General features: G+C 51.9%; 20 protein-coding genes. 8 read left to right on the top strand and 12 right to left on the bottom strand.

Annotated features, from left to right (window positions below; all coding sequences use genetic code 11):
- Positions 1–115 precede the first annotated feature (115 nt).
- The 7 genes from AWU74_RS03060 (at position 116) to AWU74_RS03035 (ending at position 4,469) form a co-directional block, all read left to right on the top strand.
- Positions 116–427: a hypothetical protein gene (locus tag AWU74_RS03060; RefSeq protein ID WP_238580146.1), complete on the top strand. Its 312-nt coding sequence runs from the start codon at positions 116–118 to the stop codon at positions 425–427.
- A complete protein-coding gene (locus AWU74_RS03055) occupies positions 424–1,866 on the top strand; it encodes a restriction endonuclease subunit S (protein ID WP_202966397.1) in 1,443 nt (480 codons plus the stop codon). The genes AWU74_RS03060 and AWU74_RS03055 overlap by 4 nt, the downstream gene beginning before the upstream one ends.
- Before the next feature lie 88 nt (positions 1,867–1,954).
- Positions 1,955–2,167, top strand: a complete 213-nt coding sequence (locus AWU74_RS11475) for a hypothetical protein (protein WP_187150807.1) — start codon at positions 1,955–1,957, stop codon at positions 2,165–2,167.
- A complete protein-coding gene (locus AWU74_RS03050) occupies positions 2,145–2,576 on the top strand; it encodes a PIN domain-containing protein (RefSeq protein WP_062327445.1) in 432 nt (143 codons plus the stop codon). Before AWU74_RS11475 ends, AWU74_RS03050 begins: the two co-directional genes overlap by 23 nt.
- Before the next feature lie 130 nt (positions 2,577–2,706).
- The gene (locus AWU74_RS03045; protein ID WP_062327443.1) at positions 2,707–3,567 is read left to right on the top strand and encodes an ATP-binding protein; all 861 of its coding nucleotides are present in this window, start codon (positions 2,707–2,709) and stop codon (positions 3,565–3,567) included.
- Between the two features lie 10 nt (positions 3,568–3,577).
- Positions 3,578–3,925 carry an STAS-like domain-containing protein gene (locus AWU74_RS03040; protein WP_062327439.1) on the top strand — a complete coding sequence of 116 codons (348 nt, stop codon included), beginning with the start codon at positions 3,578–3,580 and terminating at the stop codon, positions 3,923–3,925.
- 1 nt (position 3,926) lies between these two features.
- Positions 3,927–4,469 carry a DUF5615 family PIN-like protein gene (locus AWU74_RS03035; RefSeq protein ID WP_062327437.1) on the top strand — a complete coding sequence of 181 codons (543 nt, stop codon included), beginning with the start codon at positions 3,927–3,929 and terminating at the stop codon, positions 4,467–4,469.
- Between the two features lie 397 nt (positions 4,470–4,866).
- Here the strand turns inward: AWU74_RS03035 and AWU74_RS10075 are convergent, their stop codons facing one another.
- The 3 genes from AWU74_RS10075 to purH all read right to left on the bottom strand — a co-directional run bounded on the left by AWU74_RS10075 (position 4,867) and on the right by purH (position 7,974).
- Positions 4,867–5,187 (bottom strand): hypothetical protein, encoded by a 321-nt coding sequence (locus AWU74_RS10075; RefSeq protein ID WP_162504719.1) that lies wholly within the window; start codon positions 5,185–5,187, stop codon positions 4,867–4,869.
- An 81-nt stretch (positions 5,188–5,268) separates the two neighbouring features.
- On the bottom strand, positions 5,269–6,339 hold the full coding sequence (locus AWU74_RS03030; RefSeq protein ID WP_062327433.1) for an MraY family glycosyltransferase: 1,071 nt from the start codon (positions 6,337–6,339) through the stop codon (positions 5,269–5,271).
- A 90-nt stretch (positions 6,340–6,429) separates the two neighbouring features.
- A complete protein-coding gene (gene purH, locus AWU74_RS03025) occupies positions 6,430–7,974 on the bottom strand; it encodes a bifunctional phosphoribosylaminoimidazolecarboxamide formyltransferase/IMP cyclohydrolase (protein WP_062327452.1) in 1,545 nt (514 codons plus the stop codon).
- Between the two features lie 103 nt (positions 7,975–8,077).
- Between purH and hisS the strand changes: the two genes are divergently transcribed.
- Positions 8,078–9,367, top strand: a complete 1,290-nt coding sequence (gene hisS / locus AWU74_RS03020; protein ID WP_062327431.1) for a histidine--tRNA ligase — start codon at positions 8,078–8,080, stop codon at positions 9,365–9,367.
- A 92-nt stretch (positions 9,368–9,459) separates the two neighbouring features.
- Here the strand turns inward: hisS and AWU74_RS11470 are convergent, their stop codons facing one another.
- The 9 genes from AWU74_RS11470 to AWU74_RS02975 all read right to left on the bottom strand — a co-directional run bounded on the left by AWU74_RS11470 (position 9,460) and on the right by AWU74_RS02975 (position 14,125).
- A complete protein-coding gene (locus tag AWU74_RS11470; RefSeq protein ID WP_187150806.1) occupies positions 9,460–9,636 on the bottom strand; it encodes a hypothetical protein in 177 nt (58 codons plus the stop codon).
- A gap of 43 nt (positions 9,637–9,679) precedes the next feature.
- On the bottom strand, positions 9,680–9,955 hold the full coding sequence (locus tag AWU74_RS03015; protein ID WP_062327428.1) for a helix-turn-helix domain-containing protein: 276 nt from the start codon (positions 9,953–9,955) through the stop codon (positions 9,680–9,682).
- A 22-nt stretch (positions 9,956–9,977) separates the two neighbouring features.
- Positions 9,978–10,313, bottom strand: a complete 336-nt coding sequence (locus AWU74_RS03010) for a hypothetical protein (protein WP_062327425.1) — start codon at positions 10,311–10,313, stop codon at positions 9,978–9,980.
- Between the two features lie 126 nt (positions 10,314–10,439).
- Positions 10,440–10,709 (bottom strand): hypothetical protein, encoded by a 270-nt coding sequence (locus AWU74_RS03005; RefSeq protein ID WP_062327421.1) that lies wholly within the window; start codon positions 10,707–10,709, stop codon positions 10,440–10,442.
- Between the two features lie 5 nt (positions 10,710–10,714).
- Entirely contained in the window at positions 10,715–11,308 is a 594-nt protein-coding gene (locus AWU74_RS03000) for a glycosyltransferase family protein (RefSeq protein WP_162504718.1), read from the bottom strand.
- A gap of 311 nt (positions 11,309–11,619) precedes the next feature.
- Positions 11,620–11,829, bottom strand: a complete 210-nt coding sequence (locus AWU74_RS10070) for a hypothetical protein (RefSeq protein WP_187150805.1) — start codon at positions 11,827–11,829, stop codon at positions 11,620–11,622.
- Between the two features lie 26 nt (positions 11,830–11,855).
- A complete protein-coding gene (locus tag AWU74_RS02985; RefSeq protein WP_238580144.1) occupies positions 11,856–12,767 on the bottom strand; it encodes an AAA family ATPase in 912 nt (303 codons plus the stop codon).
- A complete protein-coding gene (locus AWU74_RS02980; RefSeq protein ID WP_062327413.1) occupies positions 12,764–13,246 on the bottom strand; it encodes a hypothetical protein in 483 nt (160 codons plus the stop codon). The genes AWU74_RS02985 and AWU74_RS02980 overlap by 4 nt, the downstream gene beginning before the upstream one ends.
- A gap of 15 nt (positions 13,247–13,261) precedes the next feature.
- On the bottom strand, positions 13,262–14,125 hold the full coding sequence (locus AWU74_RS02975; RefSeq protein ID WP_062327411.1) for a Mu transposase C-terminal domain-containing protein: 864 nt from the start codon (positions 14,123–14,125) through the stop codon (positions 13,262–13,264).
- Positions 14,126–14,401: the final 276 nt, after the last annotated feature.

Here is a 14,401-nt window from a genome sequence, read left to right as displayed (position 1 = left end):
CTAAAACCCGGCGGACGCATGGCGATAGTGCTGCCGCAAGGACGGTTCAATAACTCAAGCGACAAAGCAATCCGAGAGTTTATCGCCGAACGCTGTCGTGGGCTTGCACGGCAACGTGTTTAAGCCGCATACCGGCACCAAAACGAGCGTGCTGTTTGTGCAAAAGTGGAATGATAACCCCAAAGCGGGCGCGCTTTGTCCAAAATCTGACGACTACAATATCTTTTTTGCCACGATGCAGGAACCGAGCAAAGACAGCAGCGGGGATAAGATTTACTGCAAGAATGCTGACGGTTCATTTACACTCGACACACACGGGCACTTAATCGTGAAGCACGACCTGTTTAACCATGACGGACTTACCAAAGACGGCATTGCCGAAGCGTTCAGTGAGTTTGCCAAAAAGGAAAAACTCAGTTTTTTTTGAATAGCCCTTTTGATGAAGCTACATACAAGGCTTTATTGGAAGGGCTGGAAATAGCAGAAATTAGTTTAAATGAACTGAAATCTGAAAATCAAACATTTAGATTTGATAGTGAATATTTGAAAAAAGAATATTTATTGAATATTCAAAATTTAAAATCTTTTCCAAGTGGCTATATAAGACTAAACAATGCAATTAAATATATGAGTGGTGGAGCAACTCCTTTAGGTGCGGAATATCAGGAAAATGAGGAAATCTCTTTTTTGCGTGTTCAAAACATTATGCAAAATTATTTCAATCTTGATGACGTGGTATATATTTCGCAAAAGCAAGACGAGGAAATAAAAAGGAGCAGATTAGAAGAAAATGATGTATTATTAACAATAACTGGATCATACGGGAAAAGCACAGTTGTTCCATTATCATTAGTTGGAGCAAATATTAACCAACATTCTGTTAAAATTACTCTGAACTCTAACATAAATCCATATTTCCTGTCTACTTTTTTAAATTCAAAACAAGGAAAACTACAATCGGATAAAAATATTGTTGGAGTAACGCGACCTGCTTTAGATTATGAAGTAATTAGAAATTTTCTTATTCCAATATTGCCCCAATCATTTCAATTCGATATTCAATCAATGATATTAAAATCGAAAGAATTGTCTGATCACTCCCAATCCCTCTACCGTCAAGCCGAATCCCTCCTGTTGCAGGAAATCGGCTTGCAGGATTTTGCGCCTTCTTCCGAAAAATGCAACATAAAGTCATTCAAAGAATCGTTCGGGGCAACGGGCAGACTGGACGCGGAGTATTACCAGAGGAAATATGAGGATATAATCGCTAAAGTTAAAGCACAGCACTATGATTTACTTGGTGATTTGGTTACTATTAAAAAATCTATTGAGCCGGGTTCAAATGCATATTCGGATACCGGCATACCCTTTGTGCGTGTTGCGGATTATAATCAATTCGGCATTTCGTCACCTGATATATTCCTATCGGAGAAATTTTGTAAAGAAAATGCAGAGTTGCTAAAAACGCTTTATCCCCAAAAGGGAACAATTTTATTTTCAAAAGATGGAAGCGTCGGTACTGCGTATATGCTCCGAGAAGATATGCGGGCAATAACATCGGGCGCGCTTTTGCATTTGACGGTCAAAGATACCAAAAAAGTATTACCGGGATACCTAACTTTGGTACTAAACACCACTCTTGTTAAACATCTCGCAGAACGCGATGCAGGCGGCTCTATTATTTTGCATTGGCGAATTGACGAGATTAAGCAAGTGGTTATTCCTATTATTGCCTACGATATTCAGCAACAAATCGCCGCACTTATCGCTGAGAGTTTCCGGCTGCGGGAGGAATCCGAGCGCTTACTGGAGCAGGCAAAGGCGGCGGTGGAGCAAGAAATTGAAAGAGAATCCGAATGCTTGTAGAATTTCACTGCATGTGTTTTTTGTTTGACTGATTCCCATGCTTGTGTTATATTATTTAATGAGGATTGGTATTATGCGAAATGTGACAATGGTAATGGACGAACAAACACTCACTCTTGGTAGACAATGTGCCCAAAAACGGAATTTGTCTTTTGATATATTTGTTGCGCAATTAATTCAGCGTGAGGTTAAAACCGCTTCTAATGACTGGGCGGAACACTTGTTCAGTCTTATAGATAAATCAACAGGCTCCTCGGACGGTCAAAAATGGACGCGGGATGAAATACATGAGCGCAGATAGGGTTTTCATTGATAGCAATATTTTTGTGTATACTGTTGATAACAATAATCCGGATAAGCAGAAAAAAGCAAAATCACTTGTAGCCGACATTATTACAAATAAAACCCCTGTTATTTCAACGCAAGTTATACAAGAATTTTACAATGCAAGCACCAAGAAGGTAAAAATAGATAGATTTTTAGCAAAGGGCATTGTACACGATTTGTGTTATATGGTAGTTGTGCAGGTGATACCAGAATTGATAGAGCAAGGAATAGATATAAGCATTTCGGCGCAAATTTCTTTTTGGGACGGACTAATCGTTGCTGCAGCCGAATTTGCAAATTGTTCAACAATCATATCAGAAGATTTAAATGACGGGCAAATTATAAGAGGGATAAAAATAACTAATCCATTTAAGTCGCCGTAATAATTGCCTACGAAATCCAACAGCAAATCGCCGCACTTATCACTGAGAGTTTTCAACTGCGCCAAGAATCCGAGCGCTTACTGAAGCAGGCAAAGGCGGCGGAACAGAAAATTGAAAGCAAGGCAACACCATGGATGACTTTACATTATGTAGCATCAGTACTACACAGGAAAGCTATCAGAAGCTTATTGATTTGCATCATGCGCTTTCACAGTGCCTGTTTGACGATGTTCACATTGCGCTTGAAACATGGTTTTCGGCAAACATGAGCGCCGCTCTTGGCGGTATTCTTGACCAAGCGGCAGCGTTAAATGCCATCACCGTTGATTCACCGAATAAACAGATTATTTCTATTTTGCAGAAAAACGGTTTTTTAGCCAATTATGGCTATCAAAAAACATACGATACTTATCATACCGCTATTCCATACTTAAAACTAAAACTACAAGAAAGTCGCTATTTTCACAATTACGTGCTGACTGAATTATTAATGCAAAAAGACTTGCCTCCGATGACTGATTTGCTAAAAAAGAAAATCGCCGAATCTATTCACGAGATATTTGTGAACGCGCAGATCCATAGCGGTACCGATTACATCTATACCTGTGGTCAGTTTTTTCCGACAAAAGGAAAAATTGAATTCGCTATTGTGGACATGGGCATAGGGTTCAAAAAGAAGATTAATGATCGATTCTCCACTACAGCTACTTCAGTCCAAGCAATCAAATGGGCACTGCAAGATGGGCATACGACTAAAAAAGATATACCCGGCGGTATCGGATTGGCAATTTTACAAGAATTTATAAAATTAAACGGTGGAAAACTGCAAATAGTCAGTGATGACGGATTTTATCAAGTAGACAATGAAGGCGAAACTTTAAAAGTTTTTACAGCGCCGTTCCCCGGCACTATCATCAATATGCAATTTCGCACCGATGATGACCATTCTTACTGCTTGTCAAATGAAGCAAAACATAATAGTATATTCTAGGAGTGTGATTATGGACAAAATGACCGTCAGTGTATACCAAATAGTGGGCAATGAGACCTGTGTAGAAGCCGATGATGGCGACAAGGTATGCGAAAAACTCAAATTACTACTTGCTCAAAAGAAAAAGATTATTCTTTCCTTTCTGAATGTGCAAATGCTCACATCGGCATTTTTGAATACTGCCATTGGGCAGTTGTACAAAGATTTTTCTGAAGATGACATAAAAGCACTGATTGAAGTCAAGGATTTGCCCCCTGATGATGCAGTTCTGCTGGAGCGTGTGGTAAAAAATGCGAAACTCTACTACAAAGATACTTCACGCATGGAGCAGTCAATCAAAGAAATTTTGGGAGAGTAATATGGCAAAACGTTACAGACAATCTGATATTACCGCCCTCGTTGGAAAACCAGTCTTTTTTGACGCGAATGTGCTTATCTACATTTTTTGGCCAATACTGTCAGGGCAACACTGGATGCAACAATACAGTAAAATATTACATACGTTGTTAACTCAAGGTAATTGTCTTGTAATCAACACGACAGGTTTATCCGAAACTATAAATCGTGTACTTCGAATTGAATATGAAAACTATCAGCGTAGTACCGGTATTCCTTTGAAATTCAAAGTCTACCGTGATTCTCCCGATGGTCAATCCGTCCTAACAGATATATATAGCATTATTATCAATACCATTTTTCCTCACTTTGAGATTTGCGATAAATCATTCCACAAAAACGAAGTACACGATATGTTGCACGTGGATTCGCTTGATTTTAACGACAAACTTATAATGTCCATCTGTAAAAAAAATCAATTTGTATTACTTACAAACGATGCAGACTTTCAATATGCCGATATTGATATTCTCACCGCAAACAGTAAGCTACTGGCGAATCGATGAGATTAAGCAAGTCGTTGCACTTGTAACCGAAAGTTTTGCTTTGCGCCAAGAATCCGCGCGCTTGCTGGAGATACGCAAGGCGGCGGAACAGAAAATTGAAAGCGGAGCGTCCCCTGCACGAACTTTTTGGCATTAATTGGAATGAGTCACGTGAGACTATGCAGTATCATGAAAACTCGGTGTTTGCATCGTTTGACACGTTAGAAGCAAACGCTGTTCATTATAAGCAGTTATAGATACTATTTTCTTTGTCATTCTTTTTTTCGTATAGTATATATGCATATTTGTCAGCGCCGTTCAAACCAAATGCCGCGTAACGTGAAAGGTTTGCGCCGCCGCGGAGGACGTCTGTCCCCGCAGCCTTTTATGACAGCATAAAACATATCCAGCATATTTGTCAAACGTTTTTTTGCAGAAAGGCGGCGGCAGGCACGGTTCCCGCCGCTTTTTTTATGCCCAAGCGCGGCGCGTAATCGGGCGATTTTGCTTCAAAAGGTATACCTTTTGCCATAGAAGGTGTACCTTTCACTCTAAAAGGTACTCTTTTTGCTTCAGAAGGTACACCTTTTAACTCGGAAGGTATACCTTTCAACATAGAAGGTATACCTTTTACTTCAAAAGGTACTCTTTTTGCTTCAGAAGGTATACCTTTTAACACAGAAGGTACACCTTTAAGCATAAAAGGTATACCTTTTAGAACATGATTAGGCGAATCCACGCCCGCAGCTTTGTGCGCTGCCTCTCTGCCGGGTTCTTTTCAAGAGACTCTGTCCTTGCCCGCGCGCCGCACGGATAACGTTCAGCGCACCTTGAAGAATACGCCGAGTATAAAGAACGAAACCAGCACCTGCATGATGACGAACTTAATCAGCACCTGCGTCGCCGACCAGCCGCGGCGGTAGCGCAGGTGGTCGTGCAGCGGGAAACGGACGGAGGACAGAATCCGCACCTTGCAGAAACGCAGCAGAAACAGTTTGACCAGCCCCATGCCGCCGTTCAGAAAGATTATGGACGACGTGGCGAGAATCAGAAACGGGTTGCCCGACGCCATTATGCACGCGCCGGTAAAAAAGCCTATTGCGCGGCTTCCGGCGTCGCCCATGAGCACCGCGCTGGGGAACGCGTTGTGCCACAGATACCCCATAAGCACGCCCGCCAGCGCGAATGACATGATTCCCCACGCCGCGCCGTCCCTCAGGTGCGGAACCAAGAGGTACGCGGCTATATTCTGGTGCCCCAGAATGAAATAGAAGATGACGCCCATAGTAACGAGCGCGATAACCACGAGCGTCCCCGACAGCCCGTCGACGCCGTCGGTGCAGTTCGTGGCGTTTATGGACGCCCACAGCAGTATCGCCGCAAGCGGAATGTACGCGGCGGGCGGCACCTCTACCGGCTTTGCAACGAACGGCAGCCAGAAATGCAGCGCGCCGTCCGCGCTTTCCGCGCGCAGGAACGCGTACAAGACGCACGCTCCCGCCAGCGCCAGCAGCAGGTCGAAGGCCCCCTTCCGGTATTCGCTCCAGCCGCGCTCGCTCCGGTCGTCCAAAAACCCCGTCAGCATGGTGAGCCACGTCAGCGACAATATGCACCCGTGAAACGGCGAGAGCGGGGCGAGCAGAAATAGGAGCAGCACGAACAGGGTGACGAATGCCGCGCCCGCGCCGGTCGGCTTCCCTTTCGACGCCTGCGGGGTCGGCGTGAATTCGCGCCCGCGGTCGCGGGGCAAAAAGCGGTAGCACTTGGGGAGCAGAAACGCCGTCAAAAAAAAGCCCGCATAAATGCCGACGACGCTGAGCACCGCGTTGGAGCGCAAGAGCCGCGCCGGTCCGAAATACGGGAGCAGCAATCCGGCAAGATGATAGAGCATGAATACTCCGGTTTTACCGAAAAAAGGAACCGTCGCGCACACTCAGTGGCTCCGAAAGCCTATAGTGCGGAACGGACGGTGCCGCCGGAACTAATGCTTGAAGTGCCGGATTCCGGTGAACACCATTGCAATGCCGTGCTCGTCGCAAGCCTGAATAGACTCGTCGTCGCGGAGCGAACCGCCGGGCTGTACAATAGCCTTGATTCCGTACCGCGCGGCGGCGTCGACGCAGTCGCGGAACGGGAAGAATGCGTCGCTCGCCAGCACCTCCGCCGCGGGAAACCCCGCCGCATCGGTATACGCTTTTGCGCGGGAGAGCGCCTGTTCCGCCGCCCAAATGCGGTTCGTCTGCCCCGCCCCGATTCCGCACACCGCGCCGTCCTTCACGACCAGCACGGCGTTCGACTTTGCGTATACGGCGACCGCCGCGCCGAGCCGCATTTCCGCCGCCTGCGCTTCGGTCGGCACGGCTTTTGTTACCGCCTTCCAGTCACCGAAAAGCTGCGCATCCCGCGTCTGCACGAGGATTCCGCCCGCCACCGAGAGGATTTCCTCGCGGTCGTCCGGCTCGACCGACGCGGCGAGCAGGCGGACGTTTTTCTTTTCCGCAAACGCCTTGAGCGCCCCTTCGGTGAACCCGGGCGCGACGACGACTTCCAGAAACGTCTTCGTCATCTCGCGGGCGGTTTCCTCGTCGACTGCCGCGCTCATGCCGACAATCCCGCCGAAAATCGACACGGGGTCGCAGGCAAACGTTTTTCGGTACGCTTCGAGCGGAGTCGCCCCGACCGCAGCGCCGCACGGCGAGTTGTGTTTGAGCGCGACCGCGAATGCCTGCCCGCCCGCGACTTGGCGCGAAGCCGCCGCGCATTTCCACGCAATGTCGAGGTCGCGGACGTTGTTATAGGAAAGCTCTTTGCCCTGAAGCTGCTTCATGCCGCCCGCCGCGCCTTTTGCGTCCGCGGCATAGTATAGCGCCGCTTTTTGGTGCGCGTTTTCCCCGTACCGGAGCGTCGCCGCCAGCCGCATAGAAACCGCATAATACGGTGGGAACTCGTCGCCCTGCAGCATGAAGCGCGACACCGCCGCGTCGTAGGCGCTCGTCAGGTTGAATGCCTTGCCGGCAAGTTTCCTTCGGAGCGCGGGTGGAACGCCGCTTTCCGTGGAGAGCGCGGATATGACGGCGGGGTAATCGGCGGGGTCGGTCAGCACGACGACGTCCTGAAAGTTTTTCGCCGCCGAGCGGAGCATCGTCGGACCGCCTATGTCGGTAAACTCGACGGTTTCGTCGAATGCGAGCCCTGCCTGCGCTTTTTCAAAAAACGGGTACAGGTTGACGCAGACCAAATCTATCGGCTGAATATGCAGCTTTTCGAGGGTGTCTAGGTGGCTGGGGTCGCTGCGCCGGGCGAGCAGCCCCGCGTGAATGGCGGGGTGCAGCGTCTTTACCCGACCGTCGAGGCATTCGGGGAAGCCGGTTACCGCGCTCACGTCGCTTACGCGGACGCCGTTCTGCGTCAGGTGCGCGGCGGTGCCACCCGTCGAAAGGATTTCCCACCCCGCATTCAGCAGAAAAGACGCCAGCTCCACAATGCCATTTTTGTCATATACACTGAGCAACGCACGTTTTTTCATAAGGTATTTCATAGCACAGAAACGCAGGTTTGGGCAAGCATTCGGTTTTGCCGAGCGCCGCGTTGTCATTCTGCCCCGAAACGGCTAGTATGCCCTTACTACTATGGAACGACTCATACAGCCGCGCGTGCTGAAAGGCTTCCGCGACTACCTGCCGCCCGCCGAAATCATCCGCGCCTCGCTCATCGAGCAGCTCACCGCCGTCTTCCGCGCCCACGGTTTCGTGCCGATAGACACCCCCGCGCTCGAATACGCGGAGATTCTGCTCCGCAAAAGCGACGGCGAGACGGAAAAGCAGGTGTTCCGCTTTCAGGACAACGGCGGACGCGACGTCGCCCTGCGTTTCGACCTGACCGTGCCGTTCGCTCGATTCGTCGCCGAACACGCCGCCGAACTGACCTTCCCGTTCAAGCGCTACCATATTGCGAAGGTATGGCGCGGCGAAAAACCGCAGGCAGGGCGGTTCCGCGAATTCGTGCAGTGCGATTTCGACCTCGTCGGCTCCGAAAGCGCGTCCGCCGACTTCGACATTCTGAGCCTGATGCATGCTGCGCTCGCCCAAATCGGCGCGTCTGACGCGACGATACGCCTGAACCATAGGGGGGCGTTCAACGACTTCCTGACCAAACTCGGCGTTTCCGACCGGAGCGAGGATATTCTCCGTGCCGTCGATAAGCTGACGAAAATCGGGCAGAACGAGGTGTATGCACTGCTTGCAGGAATCACCGGCTCAGACGCTTATGCCACACAGGTTCTTTCTTATATTACCGCCCGCAGCTCATATGACGAAACACTCGCGCATATGGCGTCTTTTGCCGGAGCGGATTCGGCGGGAATCGCTCGACTCCGCGAACTGTGTGAATTGATGCAAGTCGCAGGAATCGCCGGGTCATTCGTGCTTGACCCGTCAGTTACGCGCGGGCTGGATTACTATACCGGCGTGGTGTTTGAGACTTTCCTGAACGGTATTCCCGGTATCGGCTCGGTGTGTTCGGGCGGACGCTATGACAATCTTTCGAGCCTGTACACGAAGGAGCGGTTCCCCGGCGTGGGTGCGTCCGTCGGGCTTGACCGCTTGATTGCGGCGCTCGAACAGCTCGGTGCGCTCGAACCGACGGGAGGATTCCTCGACGCACTGGTCTTCTGTACGGATTCCGCCTGCGCCGCGCAGGAGCAATCTGTCGCCGCAAAGCTGCGGCAGATTGGGGTATCCTGCGAGGTATTCCCCTATGCAAAGAAAATGTCGGCGCAATACGAATACGCCGAAAAAAAGGGCATACCGTTCGGCATTTTTGTGCAAGCCGACAGCAGCCTGACTATCAAGAACCTTGCGACGCGCGAGCAGACGGAACACCTCGTGCCGGAACAAGCGGCAGGCATTATCAAATGCTGAATCAGCCGCGGCGCACGGGTATGACCGCAGGCATACAGGGCGGGAAGCCTTTCGGCGCCTCCCGCCCTTTTCTTTTGCGCCCTGTTCCGCCCTTATTGCGTTACCGCCACTCCGTTAAACTTGCCCTCGCCCATATTGGCGGGAACTTTGAGCGCCGTGTACCAACTGTTGCCGGCGTCTTCTATCGCGGCGTCCAGCGCGTCTTTCGCCTCCGCCGTGGGCACGTAGACGGTGAATCCCCCGCTGTCTCTTCCGGCTTCCTTAAACACATTTGCGCCAAGCGTCGGCAGCGCCTCCCCCAGCGTGAGCGACTCAAGCGCGGTACAGCCGGTGAACGCGCTTAGCTTGATAGTTCCGCTCTATGAATTCTATGAGGGAATCTTTCGAGGTGCTTCCGTCGCCGTCAGAGGCGAGCAGATTCTTGTCAAAGAGGCGCCTGATTGTCGGCACTGAGACAGAAAGGATAAACGCCGCGTCCTTTGCATTCAGCCTGCAGGGAAGATTCGGCAGCAGGTCGATATCCGGGTCGGAATAAAGGAATTTTTGTGCTTCCTCTATGTCTATTTCTCGGTCGTCTAGAATGCCCACTTGTTATCACCCCCCCCCCCCCCTACTGCTTCAGTTTTGGCGGACGCGGGAGCGAATCGAGGTATTCGTAGACGGCGGCGTCAACGTCGTCGCCCGGGTCGATTAGGTAGCCGGCAAGGCTCCACCGCGGGACGCGCATTATTGACAGAATAAGAATGCAGTCGATTTTAAGCCATTTTAATTTTGCAAGGATTTCGTCGTATGAGAGGCGCAGGAGGCCCGCGCATTCGTCGGGCGCGTAGAAAAACTTTGCGCCAAGGCGCGCGCTCCGGATTATCTGGCGGGCGAGCGTATCGCGTTCTTGAGGAGAGAGCGGGGCGCGAAGCTCGCGGAGGTCGAACAGCTCGCCGCGCGCCATTGTTCTGCCTTTCAACGCGGGACAGAAATCCCATAACGCGCGCAAGGTCGCTGCGGCTGCACTTGTCGAGCGACGGGCGCCCTATTTTTTTCAGGAATCCCGCCATGCGCACGGCGGCGTGAGCGCCTAAAACGGCTGCCGCGCGGGCGCGCACGGCGTCCTCCATAGTGCCCGTGCGCCCTTTTGGGGGCGTGGAAGACGTATTTCTTTTTGCGACTCAAGAATGCCGTTAAAAATGCCAAATATCTTGCGCAGCGCAGGCACGCCGAGCGCGGAGCCGCTTGTTTGCCCCGTTGCGGCTTCGAGTATTCCGCGGTAGACGTCGTCGGGGATTCCGGCGCTCGCTTTCTGCGCGTGGATTAGGGATATGTAGCGGGTTCTTTCGTTATCCACCATATGCCTTATTCCTTATACAGCGGGTGCTCCGGCAGGATTCGGCGCAGGTTTTTCTTGAGCACTATTTTCGCCTCCGTGTTGTCGCGGAGAGACGCGATTAGCTCGCGCACCTTGTCCGCGCTGGGTTCTGGCAAGCCGTTATGCCCGCTGTCGGCGACGATATTAAACTGGGTAGCTCCGCTACTGCCCAGCAACGCTGAAAAAAGGAGCAAATCAAAATCCATAATCGGCTCGACCGTTACCATCGTTTTTGTGGGAAACTTCTCAAGTTCCTCCAGCCGTTCTGCTACCGGCGGAGCGTTCCCCATGACAGCGGGATAGTGCCGGTTCGTTTCCGCAGCGGTAGCGAAAATAACGCCGCTTGAAGGAAAACTGTCAAAGAAAAAGAGCGCCCGTTCAGGGTGTTTGCTTTGAAGCAGGTATCTGTTTTTTGAATCGCCCGCATGGCGCAACGCTCTGCAAACATCAATATCTCTTATGTTCTCCGCGAACATGTCTACCGACGAGCCTACAAATATGTAATTGTCAACACCCAAATTGACCCGCAGTTCACACTCGTCGAGGTGCGGCGCTCCCTGCTCCTTCCCGAAACGGTGCATAATTCGGTCAACATAGCAGTAGCGGCAACCGTGCGGGCACTTGCCTTTAATAGGGTTGTGTGGGTTACGAAGGGGTATATATCGCCCTGCGCTTTTCTAAGCATCGTTTTCACCAACCATACCGTCAATTTTGTCAACTATTTCGGAAGCCATGTTGATTACATCCCCGCATTCGCAGCAGATTTTTTCGAGATTGTCATATTTATCGCGGTCTGAACGGTAAACCGATTTTGTTTCTATATGTAGATAATAGAAACTTACGGAGCTCTTTGACTTCGCTTTGCAAGCTCTCAAGCAAAGCGGCAAACGTTTCATACCTGCTTTCCGATTTCGTCTCGCAGCGCGGAAGACCAAACTTGTACCGCGCGTACCGCGCCCCTGCCGCCAGGCACTCTTCCTGTCTTTTTACGTTCATTCTTTTCTTCCTTCTTATGCTTTTCTCCTGCTTCGTTACCTCGATGGTTTTCAGTTCGTTTTTCCAGCACACTTCGCATTTTTCCTGTCTCTGCATTCACCTTCATGACACCAGCGGACAGAAACGCACTGCTCATTGCGGCTTTTCTGGTTCACTGTGTTTTATCCAAGCCGGTCGGAGCATAGCGGGGGTTATGGCGGAAAGCCCGGAGGCGCGGGCTATTTTTGCAAGCGCGAGGGAATCGTTTGCGACGGTACGGAAGCCGCCCGCTGCCCGGCGCGAGAGGTTCTCGGCAAGGGCTTTGTCGAGGCTCACGCCGAGCGCTTCGCTGTAGTAAACGGCGACGTCGACGGGGTTAATCGGGTCGAACACACAGAGGGGTTTTCGGACGCGGGAGCGCAGGCGCGGCACGGCGTCGATTTTTGCTTTGAGGCGCTCTTCTCCCACGAGCACCACGGGGACGCCGCACGACTCGTTCACTCCGCGAAGCATTTCCAACAGCGGGACGGGGCACTTATCCGCCTCGTCGACGATGATAAGGCGGCGCGAAACTTTGGACACCTCGGCTATGGTGGAGACGCAAGAGCCGAAACTGAAGGGGCGCACGCCGGCGAGTTCGTGGCAAATGTTGCGGAGCAATTGCACCCGCGAGAAGCCGTCCACGTAGAGGGTGTAGGCGGCGCTTTCGTTCTCTGAAGCGTACCACTTAGCCGCGTGGGTTTTGCCCCGCTCGGCGGTGCCTATTGCCATTCCTAGGGAAGAGGAAAGGGAGGATTCTGGGTCGGCAAGGTCGTCGCAGAGGTCGAAAAAGAGCGAGACGCTTCGGGTTTTGACCAGCACGTTCGTGTTGACCGAGAGCGAACCGGAAGCGGATTTGTCATAGCCGAGGGAGGCGAGTTTGTCGACAAGCTCCGTTTCTTTTTCCTCCCATTTGTGGTAGGTGCGGGAGCAGACCTTGCTGACCGTGCTTTTGTCGACGTCGAGAATGCGCGCGGCTTGCCCCATAGTGAGGCTGTTGGCGCGGAGGGCGGCGGAGAGGTTCATGCGTTTATCCTTTTGAATTCGACAACGGTAACGAGCGGGTTTTCCAGCCACGGGTATCCGCGTTTCGCGTTTAATTCGTCCCACTTGAAACAAAAACCCTTGCGGAATGTATAGGGCAGGTCGTACACGTGCGCCCCTTGTTTCTTCATTCCCTCGCGTTCTGCGTCCGCCTCGCTTATATCTTGCAGCGGTTCGGCGCGCAGTCCGGTAACTTCAAGAAAAAGCCGCGCCGCTATGCGGGGCATAAAACGCCCGCTCTTCCACGGGCGGGCGAAAAAACCGTCCGCTTTGTACACGTAATTTTCTGTGCCGCAGTTTTTGCCAGAATACAGCGGGGTGCGGTGCGCATATGTCTCGCGCACCCAGATGGTGTCTCCGACTTCGCCGCTGAACTTAATTCGGCGAGTTATATTTTTGCGCCCTTCAATAATTGCCTGCACCATTTCGGTGCAAAACGGCATTGGCAGTTCCCTGCTCATTTTTACTCCTTGTCTTTAATTGTTGAACGCCGCGTAAATGGCAAAGTAGAGCGCGTCGGCGTCGGTCATGGACGCCTCAAACTTCGCCTTGAAGTCCGCGTCGCGGGCGGAAAGCACCGCGCCTATGCGGAGAGAATCCAGCACCGACACGTAGCGGTCTCGGTCTGACACGAACACCCGCGCGTGTTTCGGCTTGATTTCCGCTTCGGCGGCTATGCGGCTCGACACCGCCGCCTCGAACGCCGTTTTTTCCGCTTCGGAATCCGGTGCGGAGTCTTCCGCGGGGGCGGGGGGGGGGGGGCGCGGCTTTCGCGCTTCAAGATAAGGGGCGGACGCCGTGTCGTCCCGAAGCACAAGCACCTTCCCTACGGCGGCGCGGTAGGCGTCAATCACCGCTTTCATGTTTTCTTTTTTGATTCTCATAGCCTTCGACGCCGCCCCGTCGTCGAGCATTTCAGGGCGCTCTACGCGGCGAAGCACAATCGGCTTGCCGTCGCGCGGGTCGAGCGCGAACGCGCCGGAATCGGGATTGTCGGGGTCGAATCTCGCCTCTACCTTGCGGCGGTCAAGACCCACAAGGGAGCCGCGGTTTTCGAGCACCATTTCCTGCGTGAGCGGCGGACCGGAATACCACTGGTTCTGCAGGCGCAGGCGGTCGCCCTGCACCTTTACGAACTGCCGGTCAAAGAAGAGATAGGCGACGTCGCCGGGTGAGAAGAACACTTGCCTGAATCCTTGCCGCTCGGCGGCGTCTTGCAGTTCCTCCAAAGGACTGCCCCGCAATGAGCCGTGCCGGCGACGCTGATAAAGGTCTATTGCGCGGGCGGCGTGTTTCATAAACTCTTCGTAAGAAAGAATCAGGTTGTTTTCTGCTGTCACTTCAGGCGGCGTTTTGCCTCTTCCTCTTCGGGGGCGGACGCGCCCATTTCCCTCACGAAGCCGGGCAGGCACATATCGCGGAGGATTTTCTCTAGGCAGTGTGGACTAAAGAAAGGAAAAGAGGTAAAATAGGAGCATGAAAGGAAATAAAGGCATTCACCGGCACGATATAAGCGACGAGGCGTGGGAACGGATAAAAGAACTGCTGCCCGGACAGGCAGGGAAGCACGGGGGAGTGGCGAAAGACAACCGCTTGTTTATTAATGCGGTAGCGTG

This window comes from Treponema endosymbiont of Eucomonympha sp., assembly GCF_001028545.1.
This window is presented reverse-complemented; position numbering and strand designations above follow the sequence as displayed.